This window comes from Peribacillus simplex (assembly GCF_030123325.1).
Classification (GTDB): Bacteria; Bacillota; Bacilli; order Bacillales; family DSM-1321; genus Peribacillus; species Peribacillus simplex_D.
Genome location: NZ_CP126106.1, coordinates 4,828,982 through 4,844,836 on the forward strand (window position 1 = coordinate 4,828,982; position 15,855 = coordinate 4,844,836).

At 36.8% G+C, this 15,855-nt stretch carries 18 protein-coding genes; 1 reads left to right on the top strand and 17 read right to left on the bottom strand.

Translation table 11 applies throughout. The features are described from left to right. Window positions 1-362: 362 nt before the first annotated feature. From QNH43_RS23030 to QNH43_RS23100, 15 genes are all read right to left on the bottom strand, one after another. Window positions 363-1,238, bottom strand: coding sequence for a LysR family transcriptional regulator (locus QNH43_RS23030; protein WP_076370478.1), 876 nt, complete (start codon window positions 1,236-1,238; stop codon window positions 363-365). A 38-nt stretch (window positions 1,239-1,276) separates the two neighbouring features. Next, window positions 1,277-1,981 (bottom strand): cysteate racemase, encoded by a 705-nt coding sequence (locus QNH43_RS23035; RefSeq protein ID WP_283915848.1) that lies wholly within the window; start codon window positions 1,979-1,981, stop codon window positions 1,277-1,279. Window positions 1,982-2,651: 670 nt separating this feature from the next. After that, the gene (locus QNH43_RS23040) at window positions 2,652-3,914 is read right to left on the bottom strand and encodes a dicarboxylate/amino acid:cation symporter (RefSeq protein ID WP_283915849.1); all 1,263 of its coding nucleotides are present in this window, start codon (window positions 3,912-3,914) and stop codon (window positions 2,652-2,654) included. Window positions 3,915-4,379: 465 nt separating this feature from the next. Next, entirely contained in the window at window positions 4,380-4,763 is a 384-nt protein-coding gene (locus QNH43_RS23045; protein WP_283915850.1) for a VOC family protein, read from the bottom strand. Between the two features lie 110 nt (window positions 4,764-4,873). Next, window positions 4,874-5,152, bottom strand: a complete 279-nt coding sequence (locus QNH43_RS23050) for an ArsR/SmtB family transcription factor (protein ID WP_076370470.1) — start codon at window positions 5,150-5,152, stop codon at window positions 4,874-4,876. Between the two features lie 252 nt (window positions 5,153-5,404). Beyond that, window positions 5,405-5,893 (bottom strand): GNAT family N-acetyltransferase, encoded by a 489-nt coding sequence (locus QNH43_RS23055; protein ID WP_283915851.1) that lies wholly within the window; start codon window positions 5,891-5,893, stop codon window positions 5,405-5,407. A gap of 173 nt (window positions 5,894-6,066) precedes the next feature. Continuing rightward, complete coding sequence (locus tag QNH43_RS23060; protein ID WP_076370456.1) at window positions 6,067-6,864, bottom strand: fumarylacetoacetate hydrolase family protein; 798 nt, start codon at window positions 6,862-6,864, stop codon at window positions 6,067-6,069. A gap of 481 nt (window positions 6,865-7,345) precedes the next feature. Continuing rightward, window positions 7,346-7,987, bottom strand: coding sequence for a DUF4272 domain-containing protein (locus QNH43_RS23065; protein WP_283915852.1), 642 nt, complete (start codon window positions 7,985-7,987; stop codon window positions 7,346-7,348). Between the two features lie 287 nt (window positions 7,988-8,274). Next, window positions 8,275-8,484 (bottom strand): hypothetical protein, encoded by a 210-nt coding sequence (locus QNH43_RS23070; protein ID WP_076370451.1) that lies wholly within the window; start codon window positions 8,482-8,484, stop codon window positions 8,275-8,277. Window positions 8,485-8,673: 189 nt separating this feature from the next. After that, complete coding sequence (locus QNH43_RS23075) at window positions 8,674-9,351, bottom strand: HAD family hydrolase (RefSeq protein WP_283915853.1); 678 nt, start codon at window positions 9,349-9,351, stop codon at window positions 8,674-8,676. Between the two features lie 153 nt (window positions 9,352-9,504). Beyond that, window positions 9,505-9,771 carry a CPCC family cysteine-rich protein gene (locus QNH43_RS23080; RefSeq protein WP_283915854.1) on the bottom strand — a complete coding sequence of 89 codons (267 nt, stop codon included), beginning with the start codon at window positions 9,769-9,771 and terminating at the stop codon, window positions 9,505-9,507. A gap of 187 nt (window positions 9,772-9,958) precedes the next feature. After that, entirely contained in the window at window positions 9,959-10,567 is a 609-nt protein-coding gene (locus QNH43_RS23085; RefSeq protein WP_283915855.1) for an undecaprenyl-diphosphatase, read from the bottom strand. Window positions 10,568-11,071: 504 nt separating this feature from the next. Further along, the gene (locus QNH43_RS23090) at window positions 11,072-11,482 is read right to left on the bottom strand and encodes a hypothetical protein (RefSeq protein ID WP_283915856.1); all 411 of its coding nucleotides are present in this window, start codon (window positions 11,480-11,482) and stop codon (window positions 11,072-11,074) included. 51 nt (window positions 11,483-11,533) lie between these two features. After that, a complete protein-coding gene (locus tag QNH43_RS23095) occupies window positions 11,534-11,935 on the bottom strand; it encodes a DUF6157 family protein (protein ID WP_283915857.1) in 402 nt (133 codons plus the stop codon). A 183-nt stretch (window positions 11,936-12,118) separates the two neighbouring features. Beyond that, window positions 12,119-12,682, bottom strand: coding sequence for an MOSC domain-containing protein (locus tag QNH43_RS23100; RefSeq protein WP_283918434.1), 564 nt, complete (start codon window positions 12,680-12,682; stop codon window positions 12,119-12,121). 270 nt (window positions 12,683-12,952) lie between these two features. On the opposite strand from QNH43_RS23100, the gene QNH43_RS23105 reads away from it, so the two are divergent. Beyond that, a complete protein-coding gene (locus tag QNH43_RS23105) occupies window positions 12,953-13,405 on the top strand; it encodes a hypothetical protein (RefSeq protein ID WP_283915858.1) in 453 nt (150 codons plus the stop codon). 576 nt (window positions 13,406-13,981) lie between these two features. On the opposite strand, the gene QNH43_RS23110 is transcribed toward QNH43_RS23105, so the two are convergent. Beyond that, window positions 13,982-14,887: a VanW family protein gene (locus QNH43_RS23110; protein WP_283915859.1), complete on the bottom strand. Its 906-nt coding sequence runs from the start codon at window positions 14,885-14,887 to the stop codon at window positions 13,982-13,984. Window positions 14,888-14,953: 66 nt separating this feature from the next. After that, the gene (locus QNH43_RS23115; RefSeq protein ID WP_283915860.1) at window positions 14,954-15,808 is read right to left on the bottom strand and encodes a hypothetical protein; all 855 of its coding nucleotides are present in this window, start codon (window positions 15,806-15,808) and stop codon (window positions 14,954-14,956) included. Window positions 15,809-15,855 lie beyond the last annotated feature (47 nt).

Sequence of the window (15,855 nt, forward strand, 5' to 3'; positions counted from 1 at the left end):
TACACATCGTTCTGCAAAAGAAAATGGAAAAGCAAAATAAAGTTGAAGGATAAAAATAATGTGTAATATTAGGGCATCCCCTGGGGTGCTCTTTATTATGCAATCAAAAGAACAATGATACTTATCGTATTCAAATTTTTCCTTTGTAGTTATTGTTATTGAGGTCAACTGCCTCTTTAGCTCCATAAAAAAAAGAGCTGCCAAAGCAACTCCCTTATTGAAGTAAAGAACCCATTAGCACATCATTAAAATTCCCCGACCTTTTTGATGGTGTGGGAAGAATGATTTAATCCCTGTGATGAAGGACCTTCGATCGATCAAACCCGAAGACCCTCCTGCCAATGATTGGACACATCATTCGTTTATTGTTTTTCAAACATTTTATTTTTTAAAAAATCCATAAAAACAGATTTAGTTTTACCTTTTAAATAGATAAAGTCTATACTAATATTCGTTTTTACGGGAGGAGTCATTTCCACTCTAAATAACTCTTCATTTTCTATTTCCTTCCTTACACAATGCTCAGGTAAAAAGCTAATGCCTAGACCTTGTAATACTAAATTTTTAGCCGTTTCCATATTGTCAACTTCTACATATATATTCGGATTTACACCATTACTTTGAAATAGACGATGAATGATAAGCCAATCGATAGATCCATAATCAAAAAAGATTAGAGGCTGTTTACTTACATCCTCTACTGTTACTCTTTCTTCTTTTAAAAAAGGATGATTTGAAGGGACAACAAGGCTAATTGGATCATTATAAAGACGAATTGATTCTACTTGGGGATGGGTTTCTGTTCGTATAATGCCAAAGTCAACCTCTTTATTAATGACCTTGTGTAAAATATCTTTAGAATGTCCTGTTATAATTTTGATTCTAACATCCTTGAACTTAGATTTAAAAGCAGGCAAAATATCAGGTAGAATGTTGTTGGAAATGGACAAAGCACTCCCAAGTACTAGCTCAAAAGGAACAGTTACTTGTTGTAATCCGTACTTTGCTTCCTGATAAGATTGAAGAATTTTTTGTGCGTGTGGAAAGAAATATTCTCCCTTTTCAGTTAAAGAAATTTTATTTCCGTTTCGATGAAAAAGCTTTAAATCAATTTCACGTTCAAGGGATTGAATACGTGCTGTTACAGAAGGTTGAGTTAAATAAAGAGCCTCGGCTGCTTTATTGAAACTACCTAGTTGACAAACATAAATGAAGGCTTCAATATTTTCAATATTCATATTTACTGCTCCTAATTTTAGTTCACCATTTATCTAATTTACCCAATTGCTTTAGCTGATTCTGTCTCAGTAGCTGTTTTAATTGCCGATTTGGCTAAAATTGCTGTTGGGTCAATCATACAAATATTTTGGGATGATTTAAGTACAAGAGGGATTTCTGTACAACCTGCTATTATAGCTTCTGCCCCTCTTTTTATTAATTTATCAGCTACTCTTGAAAGGTATAAACGACCTTTTTCCAAATCACTCCCTTTAATAGCATATATTCCTTCCATCACTTCCTCTTGCATTTGCTTATCAGGCTCTATTGCATGAATATCGTAGAATTGACAGCTTTGTTGGTACAGTTTTGTGTTTATTGTTCCATCAGTGGCCAACAAACCTACTCTCCTCATATTATTTACGTGTAAAAAGCGAGCTGTTTCTAAAGGCATATGTAGAATCGGGATACTAACGGATTCTTTTATTGATTGAAAGTAAAAGTGAGCAGTATTGCAAGCCATTACCAGAAAATCCGCACCAGCATTTTCTAGCCTTTGTGCCGATTGTACAATAAAAGGAGTCGGATCTGTACCCTTTCCCAAAATAGCTGTTGTACGATCAGGTATTTGTGAATAATTGTCCACGATAATATGGATATGATCCTGGTCTTTCTTTGCAGGTGTATAAGAAATTATTTTATTCATTAAATCAACAGTTGCTAATGGTCCCATTCCACCAATAATCCCAACTACTTTTTTCATGTTCTTCACCACTTATATTTAAAATTTTATAATATAGTTTTTTTAATACTTAGCTTCATTATAATTTTTATACGAAGTGATGAATTATAGAAATAATCTATACACTTATAGAAACAATAAATTGAACTTTACTAATGATGAAGCGTCCATTGAAACATTTCCCCTCAAATTCTCGAAGGACTTCTTACAGACCATTAAGTGGCCCTCCTTAAGTCCATCATAACTGTTCCCTGTACTTGAACCATCCTGCCCCTTTTAATTCCATAAGGCTGTTTTCGCATACTTTGCTGCTATTTACCAAGTAAAGCGGTGTGGTTGATTTCCCCTCCAGATGCTCGCTTTCCGCAGGGCGGGCGGTGAGCCTCCTCGGCGTAAACGCCTGTGGGGTCTCACCTGTTCCCGCTGCTCCCGCAGGAGTCTCGCACTTGCGCTCCAATCAACCTTAAATCGTTTCGTTTTAAAAACAACAATCTTTACGAAAACAGCCTTCCATAAAGAAAGAACTGCCTTAAAAGGCAGTTCCGGTTTTTAGCTAACGCAGCCGTTAGTGAAGAAAGACTTTATTTCTCGACTTTCACTCTCAACAATGGGGCGAGAATATCAGGTCCGTGCTACTTTTATCTTTGCTTTTCCCCATTCTTCTGATGTAATGATGCTGCTTAACGTATCATCAAAATGTTGGTGGCACCTGCCGAATGCTTGACTGTTCGGTTTGTGCTTTCCATTCTCCCTGACGGAATTCTTTTTCCCACTTCGAAACAACAATACAAGCGAGAACATGTCCAGGAGTATTACAAGCAGTACGTGCCATATCCAGCACACGGTCAATTCCTGCAATAATTGCGACGCCTTCTGCAGGAAGCCCTACTGCTGAGGCGGTAGCCAAAAGGACAACTAGCGAACCGGATGGAACAGCGGCAATTCCTTTTGAGGTTGCAACAAGAACTCCCATTACAATCAACTGTTGGCCAAAATCCATCGGGATGCCATATGCTTGTGCCAAGAAAATAGAGCAAACAGAAAGGTACAATGTCGAACCATCACAATTCAGTGATAGCCCAGAAGGAATAACGAATGAAACAACGCGTTTCGAACAACCGTATGCTTCCATTCGTTCCATTAACTGAGGCAGAATGGTTTCCGTACTTGTTGTTGAAAAAGCGATAAGGAACAAATCCCATACCATTCGAAACACTTTAAAGTAAGAAATCTTCAAGATCCAGCCAATTATTGGGAATAGAACAAAAATAACTATAGCAAGCCCAAGATACACAACCCCAATCAACTTTGTCATAGGGATTAAAAGGGCAATGCCATACTGACCTACAGAGGCTGCCATGAGAGCGAGTACACCAATCGGTGCCGTTACCATGACCATTTGTGTCAGTTTAAACATGATATTTGCAACTGATTCCATAAACTTCATTGCCGGCTCTGACTTTTTGCCAATTGCTCCAGCAGCTGCCCCAAATAAAATGGCGAAGAATATAACAGCTAATAAATCACTTTTTGCCATCGCATCAACAATGTTGCTTGGAATGATATTAACAAGCATCGTTTTAAAATCGACAACTTTGGTAACGCTTTCATTCAATTGTGTGATATCCTTTTGAGCAAGATGGGACAAATTGAGCCCGGCACCAGGCTTTAAAATGTTAACAAGTATAAGACCTAAACCTAGAATCAGAGTGGTAATAAATTCAAACCAAATAATTGTTTTAAGTCCTAATGAACCCATTTTTTTCATGTTCCCGTCGCCTGCTGACCCAATGACGATAGTGGTGAAAACAATAGGCACAACAATCATTTTAATAAGATGAATAAAAGCGTCGCCAATTGGTCTTAAGGATTGGCCAAGTACAGGAAAAAAATGTCCGATAAGTGCTCCAATAAACAGTGCTATTAATACTTGAAAAGCAAAAAACTTTTTCATGTGTTGTCCTCCCTGAACGAAAGATTAATAGCCTCATCACACAATAAATAGATCATTCCATTCTCATTTGACTATGAAATGAGAAAGAAGAAATGGCCTTTAAAAATTGATTCTACATTTCCATAGACAACCTCCCATTTAAAAAATATTTGTAAATATACCAAAAACTGTATCACTTTTTCGTAATTCAGTAAAATACTGAATTACTATAAGGTTATAAGAATTAATTATTAATCCCGTTTACGTCTTTTATTGTTCCTTAATCAGCTAACTCACCAGTTAGTTTAGGTGATCCACAATGGTACATTTCTATTGCAGAATATATCTTAAACATGTATAACCCCGTCCTAAAATTAGGACAGGGTTAGCATAAAGCCGTTTAATTGTTGATAAAGACACTTCACCCATCTTAAAACAAACCAATAAAGTCGTTTAGAACTAGGTTACAGCTATTTCTACATAAAGTTACTGCTGCGATATCTGTATAAGGTTGCCGCATGTATCGTCGAAGACAGCTATTGTGACTTCGCCCATTTTTGTCGGCTCCATAGTAAACTTCACGCCGTTTTCCAATAATCGTTTGTACTCTTCATGAATATCTGCAACGCCGAACATTGTTGCCGGGATGCCCTCGGCAAATATCTTCTTTTGATACTCCTGTGCGGCAGGATGCTCATTCGGTTCGAGTAAAAGCTCGGTACCGTCATGAGCTTCGGGAGAAACAAGCGTTATCCACCTGAATTTCCCCATGGGAACGTCATGCTTTTTTACAAATCCCAGCTTTTCTGAGTAAAATTCCAGTGCCTTATCTTGATCTTGTACGAATATGCTGGTAACAATGATTTTCATATTGTTTTGCCTCCTTTGATATTTGTGACGCATGGTGTTGTGCTAATAATCTGGCTGCAAGCAAAACGGGCCCACACATTTGTCAGAAGTCTTGTTCCGATTTTATAAAATTACTCTATCCATCCTTTTAGCAAATTTTTAAGTGGTTCGTTGTTGAATATAACTACTCGATACTTTCCCTTCCGTTTTGATTTTACGAGCCCAGCATCTTCCAATACAGAAAGATGTTTAGCTATCGCTTGCCGCGAAATGGAAATGTCGTGCTTCATAATGAGACGTACCGTAAGTTCATACAACGTCAGCTCGTTGCGTTCGGATAGTTCGTCTAATATAAGCCGCCGAGTCGAGTCTCCAAGTGCCTTGAATATTGCGTCTTTGTCCCAATTCATATATCGAGTATAAGCAACTCTACGGTTGCTTGTCAAGAACAGGAAACTGTATGGTTGCATGATAAAGGCACCCTTATCATGCACATAATTGTAGTTTGTTCCATTATAGAAATATAATTTCAAAAAAGTGCATGAATCCTCATTGGATCATCACACTAGTTAAATTTATAAGCACCTGCCCCGTTAATTCCATAAGAAAAAGGCTGCCGCAGCAACCCTTGTTATTGAAGTAGAGCACCTGTTAGTTAATATTTAAATATGAAAGGATTGCATCAAACATTCTTCATCATCTATCATTTTCTTTTTTTCTTCAAAATCTATATTTAGCGCACTAAAAATCTTTCTCCAAAATATAACGGCAGGAATGTTCTTGGCTAATTCAACAACAAAGTAGCTACCCTTTTTTTGTTTGAACAATTCCTTTACTAATGCAATGGCAATACCCTTTCTTCTATATTTTTTCAAAATAAAAATATCATTAATGCTGTAATCATATTCCTTATTTAAAAACGGCCTTTCCAAGAGTAATAAAAACCCTACAATTGTCTTATCTTTTTTCAAAAAATATGGTGTTACCCCTTCCATCTTCCAAATCAATTCAAATGAATCAAACTCAAACGCACCATCTGATGATAGGTCTAAACCCTCGGTATACTCCGAAAGGTCATGTAAATAAAGGGAATATAAATTCTTAAGAATATGCCTTTCATCTGAGGAAATTTGATTTAATGAAACATTCATTGTTATACCTCTTTTACAATTAATCAACTCTCTTAATTATTTCGGCATAAACTTTCATTTGTCCTTCATGAACTAACCTGCCCTGATGCATAAAGAAAAAAAGCTGCCTTAAAGACAGCTCCGATCTTTACTAACTATTTAGCATTCGTGGTTATTAAGAATTCTGGCACATCTTACTGAACGTCATTAGTCAATCGACCGATGTTCTCGACTTCAACAACGACCTCATCCCCCGACTTGATTGGGCAGCTGCCAGATGGTGAACCCGTAGCCAAAATGTCACCGGGCTCCAGTGTCATTACCTGTGAAAGCCAGCTGATTAGAAACGGGATGCTTAGAGACATTTCATTGGTATTTCCGTCTTGGACAACGCGGCCGTTTAAAGTGGTCACAATCCGCAAATTAGTCGGATCTACCCCGGTAACGATGCACGGTCCCAAAGGTCCGAATGTATCAAATCCTTTGCCCCGCGTAAACTGTGGATCTTTTTTTGTAAGATCTCTTGCTGTGACGTCATTGAATATCGTGCAACCGAACACATAATCAAGCGCATCTTCTTCTTTGATGTTTTTTCCGCGCTTTCCAATCACCAAGGCTACTTCCCCTTCAAGTTCCACTTGGTTGGATAGCTCGTTTGGAGGAAGGATAATTTTCTCCTTGTCTGCAATAAGCGAAGATAATGGCTTCAAGAAGAGAAATGGCTCTACAAGGTTCGCCTCTCCCCCTGTTTCCTTTGCATGACCTGCATATGTCCAGCCGAAATTAACAACTTTCGAAGGTTTTACAGGTTCCAGAATTTTTACGTCACTATATTTCAGCTCTACCCCGTCATACTTTATTTCCTTGTTGACAAGTTCAGCAAAACTGCTGGATAGTTGTAATATCATCTCATCCTCAACAATACCGTAATGTATATTGCCCTGTTGATTCTGATAGCGAACTATTTTTTGTGTTTTTTGTAGCACATGCATTATGAAAAAACTCCTTTGATGATAAAGATTACCTCAGATAAAATAAAATCCGGTTCTCCTATACTATAACATGCCTGTTCTTTTACGTGAAAAAAGAGCTCTCGTCGCAACTCCATCTTCTACTAAACCGGCCTTTAGTCAATAAGATTGTATTTTATGGAACCTACAATTTATTTATAATTTTATCTGTGTATTGCCTTATATAGGCTGCAATAAATTTTCCGATTGGCAGCCCTAGTAATACATTCCCCATGAAATGTTCACTTAATTTCATGCATACAATTGCACCTATTACATTCAAAATCTTGGTGCTTATTGATTATCTCAAAAAATGAAAACTTTTGTACTGGTAATTCGTCCCTTATCCAGCTAACCTGCCTCGTTAGTGCCATAAGAAAAAGGCTGCCTCAGCAACCTTCCTTGTTTGAAGTAAACCCTGATCATTCGCCCCTGTAATGAGACCATAAAAGTATTCGTGCTTTTATGTATCTGTACTTATTTCTTCCCATTCTTGATCCATATAATTTACTAGCCAATTAAGAGTGTAGTGTCTTTCATATACAACGCCTTCATTTAGAGATGATGGAACTTCCAAATGATTTATTTGGGCTTCCCTTACCGCCCAATGTGCTCTATAAATAAAATCATGGCTATCCAATATATCACTGGTTGGTTTTATAGAGGATTTATCAAACAACTCTTGTTTAGAATGAAGAAAAACCGTCTCAAAAACATATTCAGCATTACATGTATCGGCTGGAGCCTCTATATCGGATATTAGATTTACAGACCAAAGCAGGAGCCAAATACATTCCAACTTCCAAGAGTACTGGATCAGCTCGTTCTGGTTCAGATGTTTTTTCATTAAAAACTTTTTTTCTTCTTCTGTGAATAATTCATTAGCATTATATCTTTCAATAAACTCCTCAATTTTTTCTGGCGGAGCCTCCAAAGCTTTCGCTGAGACTATCGCTAATGAAATAATTCTGTTAATGATCTCTTCTTTTGTTCTAAGCGAAACTTCTTCTTCATTTTCCGTTAAGGGCAAATGTTTATTTATTGGTACCTTTAGGGTCTTTAATATTTTTTCGGATCTTTTTTTTCTATGTTTCGAACTTCTCATTCCGCACCTCACTATTAGGTAAATCCCGTTAACTTTAAAACTGCGATTAGAAAAACTTTCCATACACCATCTTTTAATATACCATTAATCTCAACTTTCCTGAGACTTTAGTTGCATAAAAAAAGGCTGCCTTATGACAGCCCATTTGTAAAGCTAACGCACCCGCTAGTTCAAGAAGGAATAATCGTCTAGACCTCCCCTTTAGGATATCCACTTTTATTCCCCCATTAAATAAAAATAGTGCCAACTTCCCTAAAGAAATCAGCACTTCGTTTATGCACTATCCGTTATCGTGCAGCTTTAGGCGGTTGGCACACGTCACATTTACGTTGTTTATTATTTTTAAACTTCGTAAACGTTTTTTCAAAATTGCTACCACATGTACATTTAAATAGTAACTTTTGAGAAAAACCGTGATATTCCGTCGTTAGCAACTTACTTTCCGAATTGTTCTCAACAAATTCTTTAATTTTGCCAATCGTCCATTGTTTATTCAATCTCTTACACCTCCATATTTTATCGCTATGCGGAGGCTTTACTTGGCATCCGTCCAAAAACAGTAATAATCGTAAGTTATTCATTATAGCATGCGCTTGCACTCAATAATACAGATTGATGTATCTTCTTAAACTAACCTGCCCCATTTGTTGCAAAAAGAAAAAGCTTCACCAACTCACCTTATTGCCTTATTTCCTCCATTGCTTTTGTTCATTTAATTTTTCTAAAACTGATTTCAATTCAGCTAAGCTGTTAATGATGATATCTGCTTGCGCAAGCTCATTTTCTTGAGCAAAATCAAAATTACACCCTATGGCTACTAAACTATTATCTTTTGCTGCTTTAATATCCGATAAGCGATCACCTATTACAGCACCTTTTTCAACATTATATTTGTTCACTATTGTATGTACTAAATCTGACTTATTTTGAGATTGTATTTGTTGTATACTAAATGTTTCCGTAACCCAATTATCTAATTGATAATACTTTACGATTGCATTTAAATATTCTATTTGCCCATTGCTTGCTATGTATATTGCACAATCATTATCTTTTAACTGGCCGAAAACTTCCTTTACATACGGATATAAAGCACCATTACCTACATTAATATTAGTAATCAATTTCTCGTGGAATAATTCATTTGCTTGTTTTCTGATTTCGCTCGAATGTTCAGGTAATAAGGTTTCCCATACAACTGGTAAAGGTACTCCCATAATTTTTCGATATTTTTCTATAGGCGTTTTTTGCTCCCACAAACTCAAATTTCTCAAATGATCAAATGTTTCTTGAAGGGATATTTCTAAAATTTTATCTGTTTGAAATAATGTACCATCCATATCAAAAATCAATGATTGTGACATTTTCTTCCCCCTTTGCAAAAATGAAATTTAAGCAAGAACATATTAAAATTTAACTTGCAACATTCTGTTTTCCACACAATAACCTGCTCTGTTGAATGAGCTGCCAAGGCAACTCATTATTGAAAAAGTAACCTTTAGCTTTAATAATTTTCTCTAAATAAACGGTTTCCAATTAGGGTCTTTTATATCTTTCTTATTTGGCTTCCTTACAAAAGCAATACATCCTTCTTCACATGCCCCAAACTTAACAAAGTTTTTTTGTGCTTGCCATAATGAAACTTCATTTGCCCCGCCTTCATAATCAGGGTCTCGAAATTGAACACCGTCATCTTCCCAAAAGCATATTTTGCAAATTGTATATGTATCGGTCGGTTCTTCATCTAATGTTTTATATCCACAGCAAGGACAAGTATATTTCATACAATCACCTCGAAGTTGTTTGTTATTCTTTTTTATGGTTAAACATCATTCTTCAACTAAACTGCCCCTTTAGTTCCCTAAAAAAAGGTTGCCGCAGCAACCCTTTGTTAAACTATCGACCTTTCAGTTGAAAAATGGTTAATGTTTAATAATTCTTCCATTTCAAGTAGTATAGTAAGACATTTTTTTAAAAGTCCTTTGACTTACCTTTCTTTTGTTTGGATAGGGCAGATAGAATGGATTGTTCGCCTTGATTCCCCAAAAATTTCTTGGTCAAACTTAACTTAAGAACCATTTTGTAAACGATCGTGGCTGAAACGATACTGATGATGGCTCCGACAAGAACATCTGCTGGATAATGGACACCTACCCAAATTCGCGAAATACCTACAGTGACAGCCAAAATTACCCATAAAATCCCCCACCCCCTTTTGAACAACCAGAAGGTTATACAAAAGGAAAAGAATATGATCGTATGGTCGCTTGGAAAGGAATTATTGACTGCTTTTTCAACTAACCTATTAACGTTGGGCAACTCAGCAAATGGTTGATTATTCGAGTGGAATTGCCCCGCTATTTTTGCCAATAGTTCCGAGATAGCTAATGTAATAAATGCACAGATTACCATGATTCTATTTTTATTTCTTCGAGAAAACAAAAACAGCAGGATTGCCAATACTAAGAAAAAAATCATGTATTCCGCGATGAATACAAATAAAGGATTTAAATCCGTGTATTGTTTACCTAGATTATTAATCATTCTAAACAATTTACTATTCATTTCGGACAAAGCCATTGAAAAATTCCTCCTGATTGTATGATCACTTTATCTTTATTAAGTTCCATTATGTAATTAAGATGAACTTCAATTAAACCTATATTTTACATCTTTCAGACAGAAAGTCCATCATCAACTTATTTTTCGAGTGGGAGTTTTAATCCTCCATTTATATTTAACTATCTCACTAACACCTTAAAACCTTATTTTGATAGCAATATTTCTTTAGGAATATGGGCTCATGTCGAGTGGAGCGAACAGAAGGGTATCTGTATTTGAAAATGAAGCAGACGGATTGGCAAGGAAAATGGATTGTTATTAATTTGTGCCTATGATGCAGCAAGAGTCCCTGACCCGCTCAATACTGCTTTAATGAAATGTCATGAATTTATAATGACGGAAGTTGACAACTTTCCTTCTGATATTTCAGGAGCTATATAGCTCCTTTTTGTTTTGTTAAAAAAGCTGCCAATTGGCAACCTATTAAACAGCTAACGCACTTATTAGTTGAAGAAGCAAATTTCATTTTTCAAATCTAACTAATGTTTTTTCGGGTATTTCAATCTGCTGAATATCAAAATTATTCATTTGGAGGGATATCCCCCCCTCACGCTTTTCAGTTTCTTCTCCTACCCAACAACTGTATAGTTCAAAAAAATCTCCTTTTCCAAGGTAACTGTCCATAATTTCACATAGTTCTATTAGCTTTTTTTTCGATTCGGCACAGATATCCGGAGTCGTATATTCAGAAATCACAATGCCCCAGTGGCTTGATACTTCATAAGCATAAGATGTAGTAAACTGATATTTCTTTACATTGAACAGGTCATTTTCCCCCGCAAAACAACTGCCAATATAAAAAAAATCCTCTTTATATTCTTCATCATTACTCGGTATTTCTATATTACAGCCAATGTAGGAGGCCAAACTCATTTCGACTCACTCCTTGTTATTCCTTCTTCAACCATTCTGCCCCGTTAGTTTTTATTTTCTTTTGGAACGCATACCTTTGAGTTTTGTAATGTCGACTTGATTCAGCAATTGGTTATACATTTCACTCTTAGCATCATATATGGCGATTTTACCATGATTATTATAATGAATTCCCCAACCATAATTTTTTACTAACGGAGAAGTTCTGAAGCAAGCCTTGGATTTTGAAAAGAACTGTTCTCGAAGTTCAGCTGCATTTTCCTCTTCTATTTGATTCCTGATTAAGTATGTTTTGAATTGCACGTCGTCTTGTGTAAATTTATATGGGTTATTATTAATTAAATCATGCTCAATATAAGCAATTGTGGGTTTATCATTTTTGATGACAGGTACCTTTGCTGAAGTAACTTTTGAATCCTCTGAAATGGTAATAAGTGTGTTCTTATAACTCATATGACAGCCTCCTTATTCAGCAGCGTGATCATTTACGCACCATATTATACCATTATTTTCTTCAGGTATCCCGATCCGTGAGTTACAAAAGAAAAAGGCTGCCGAAGCAACCCCCTAATTGAAATAAAGCAACCAGATAAGTTTGATTTGTTTTACTGAAAAGAAACCAGTTCTTTTGAAACCTCATACCCTTTCAAGAGGTGTATGAGGCAAAGGAGGTAATTGAATTCTAACCACGTCCCCGGGGTGAACCTCCCCACTTTCCAAAACTATGCTCATTATTCCTGATTTACGTATCAAGTTCCCATCCTTATCCCGGTCTAAAACAGCGTTCATCAGTCCTGATTTAAATTGATCGATTTGGGCACATGGATTTCGTAAGCCTGTTACTTTAATAACCGCTGTTTCCCCAATATACAGTAACGAATCCCTCGGTAATCCAAGCAGATCGATACCTTTTGTGGTGATATTTTCACCCATTTGTCCAGCTGTAACATGAAACCTATCTTTCAATTCATCCAATAATTCTGAGTGGATTAGGTGAACTTGCCGCAAGTTAGGTTGATTTGGGTTTTCCGCCACACGTGAACGATGCTTAACGGTTTTACCTAAATGGGCATCTCCTTCAACGCCCAAACCTTTCAACAGTTTTATACTAGTGCAATTTTCCTTACTGAATGTGTGTTTATCACTTTTACTTACAGCTATTACTACTCCACTGGCCGAGCCGATTTTTTCGTCATTCATTTTCATTCATCTCCCCCTATTACTTATATTTGATATATTTGTTCATATATCCTGCCCAGTTAATCCCATAAGAAAAAGGCGGCCTTAAAGTTTAAGGACATTCCTCACAAACTCTTTTCCAACTTAGTAACGATTACGAAGCATTCATTAGAAATATAAATAAAATTGCCTAATAGAAGGACGGATACGATAAAGGCAGGTAATTTAGTAAATTTGTACAAGCATGTTTTTTAAAATCTCATATATATAGTAGAAAAAGGAGTGATATATATGAAATCTTGTCAAAATATATTATGCCGTCATAACCCATTCTGTGTTCATGATCGATTCAGCGGTGATAAATCATCCCGCTGTCATAAATCATCTTGCTGTGATAAATCATCTTGCTGTGATAAATCATCTTGCTGTGATAAATCTTCCTGCTGTCATAAAGGAAAGGATAAGAGTCATAAAACAACATTTGCGCCAATCGGACAAGCGTGTCAGACTCGACGAGAAATAAGTGAGTTTTTAAGGACTTCTATCATAGGTTCAGTCATTGGATTTACTACAACCGCTGAACCATTTACGCCTATATTTGTAGAGTTACGAAGTTTTGATCCTGTTACGGGACTAGTGACAGTTAATGACAGGGCAATGGGTAATTTCACTATTAGCCTTTCATCTATTTGTTCCGTTAAAACGGTTTGTTCCGTTACAACGCAACGGATGTTTAATGTTTAAAAAGACTTAATAGAGAATTAGTAAAAAAATAAGGCTGTTTTCGCATACTTTGTTGCGATTTACCAAGTAAAGCGGTGTGGTTGATTTCCCCTCCAGATGCTCGCTTTCCGCGGGGCGGGCGGTGAGCCTCCTCGGCGTGAACGCCTGTGGGGTCTCACCTGTCCCGCTGCTCCCGCAGGAGTCTCGCACTTGCGCTCCAATCAACCTTAAATCGTTTCGTTTTAAAAACAACAATCTTTACGAAAAGAGCCAAAAATAAAAAACTCCCTAAGGGAGATGGGGGTCAGGAAGTTCTAAATTTCTACACATCTTGAGATCCTTTCATTCTCTCCTCCATTCCATGTGGGGTAAAAAAGACAATTAATTTAATTAATTGTCTTTTTGCTGTTGGTACTGTCATAAATGCATCGCCCCCTTCTATATCGTGTGTTGAAGGCTTTGGCACTAAATTTCTTGTGTAATCGGGGTTAATAGTAGTACGCCACTTTTCCTTCAGACCATCAATATTGTATTAATGGCAGTGTCTATCTTTAGATAATATTGTCTAGAAAGAGCGTGCTTGCGTTTACCCATTAATCACACCGAAATTTCTTTTGATATGTGTTTTGAAGCGTTGGGAACTTTTCTGGTCTCATAATTAATCATATCCGAAGAATAAACCGCGATGCTCACAATTCCTCCATATGTTGCAGCTCGGATTAGGATAGGTTGGTTGTACTTGTTTTTAAAGCTAAAATCAGGACCATCCCAGCTTACTGTAGCATCCCGACCGGATGGAACATAAGGAACGTTCCTAGAATGGGAATAGCGTTGAACAGTTTGCAATCCTGCATTGTCGATAGCGTTAAACAGGGTGGATGACACCTGACAGATCCCTCCACCGATTCCTTCAGAAAACTCTCCTTCGACTATGACCCGAGCGGGCATATATCCTTTGTCTCCCGTCCTCCTGCCAACGGCTTGGTTAAAAGAAAACGTCTCTCCTGGAAATACGACATAATTATTAATGGCTTTTGTAGCAAGCAAGATATTATTAGAACGATTTTTATTTTTCTCATTAAAATAGGTTCTATATTCACCTATTTTTTTCACACGAATCTGAGCAAGCAATTCGATGTCAACTTTTGGATAAACGGCAAGCAAAGGCACTTCCACTTTGTATGCTTTACTACTATACAAATAGGAATAAAATTGCTCATTAAACGCCTGATGGTAAAGCTTATAACCTAACCGCCCAGGTAGAATATTACCATATTTATCGATGGTGGCATTTACAGGTTTTTGGTACACTTGGCGGTCTAATTTTTCGATAAACCGATTGTATTTATCCAAGTCCATCATAGGAACATTTAGTGAGGGCATAGTAACATCAGCACGGTTGACAGTGGCAATGGTTTGCCCATGTTGAGTTACCGATAAGCTTTCAGGGATATTCACTTGTTGAACGAATAGTAAAATTCCGGCAATCCATGTTAATCTCATTTGAATGCTCCCCCACACTAATATAGTTAGGATTCATCATTTCATGTTTCCCTTACTTCACAAATCTTATTTTAAATCTTCACGGAGCGAATCTTGATCAATAAACCAACGATCAGTCAAACTTTCCCTTCGGATCATAAAATGCATAACCTTTTTTTCTTTGCCTTCTCTCTTCTTATAAAAAGCTACTTGAACGGGTACATCCACGAGAAATAGCCCATTTAGTTGTTCCGGCGGTTGTCTTAAAGGGTCAACAACTCCAAAATATGTAATATCGTTAACAAGCTTATTGACACGATCGGGATGTTCCGGATTTGATAAGGTCATCGCTAATAATTTCTGATTTCCTTGATTAACGGCAATGGTAAAAATGCGTATAAGTTCATAGGGACTCACCGTTTGTAAATAATCATCAAGCTTGCCAGCCGCTTTCAATACCATTAATTTATGAGAAAGATCCTCGTTTTTCAAACGATGCGTAATGCTTCCAGAGAAATGAACACAGAAATGACCTGCAAAACCATTTTGAAGAGCACCGGCACCATGTGGCATTCCGTGCATGGATGCAGCAACCATTTGATTATTGATCAATACAATAATGGCCCTTCTATTCCAGCTCCATTTATTATTATAAATTTTCTTCATGATTTGAGTATCTTCTTTGGTTAGCGGCTGTACATCGGCATGATGGCTGCCTGCTCTTCGCTGTACCTTAAATGATAAGCCCGTTTCAATATCAATAATCGTGAAAATAGTTTTATTAGGGATAATGTTGTTCACAATCTCCCAAGGTAACATCTCAATTTTAAAGCTTATTGGTCCTTCTTCATCTTCCCATTCCGCTGCATGGACCGGGTGATCGGCCATTAAGGCAAGTATAAAAATAGCGATAATCACTTGATAAAGTTTATTGTTTTTCATTTGGTTTCTCCCGCATTTTTTACTTATTATTTCAGAACTTTATCAGT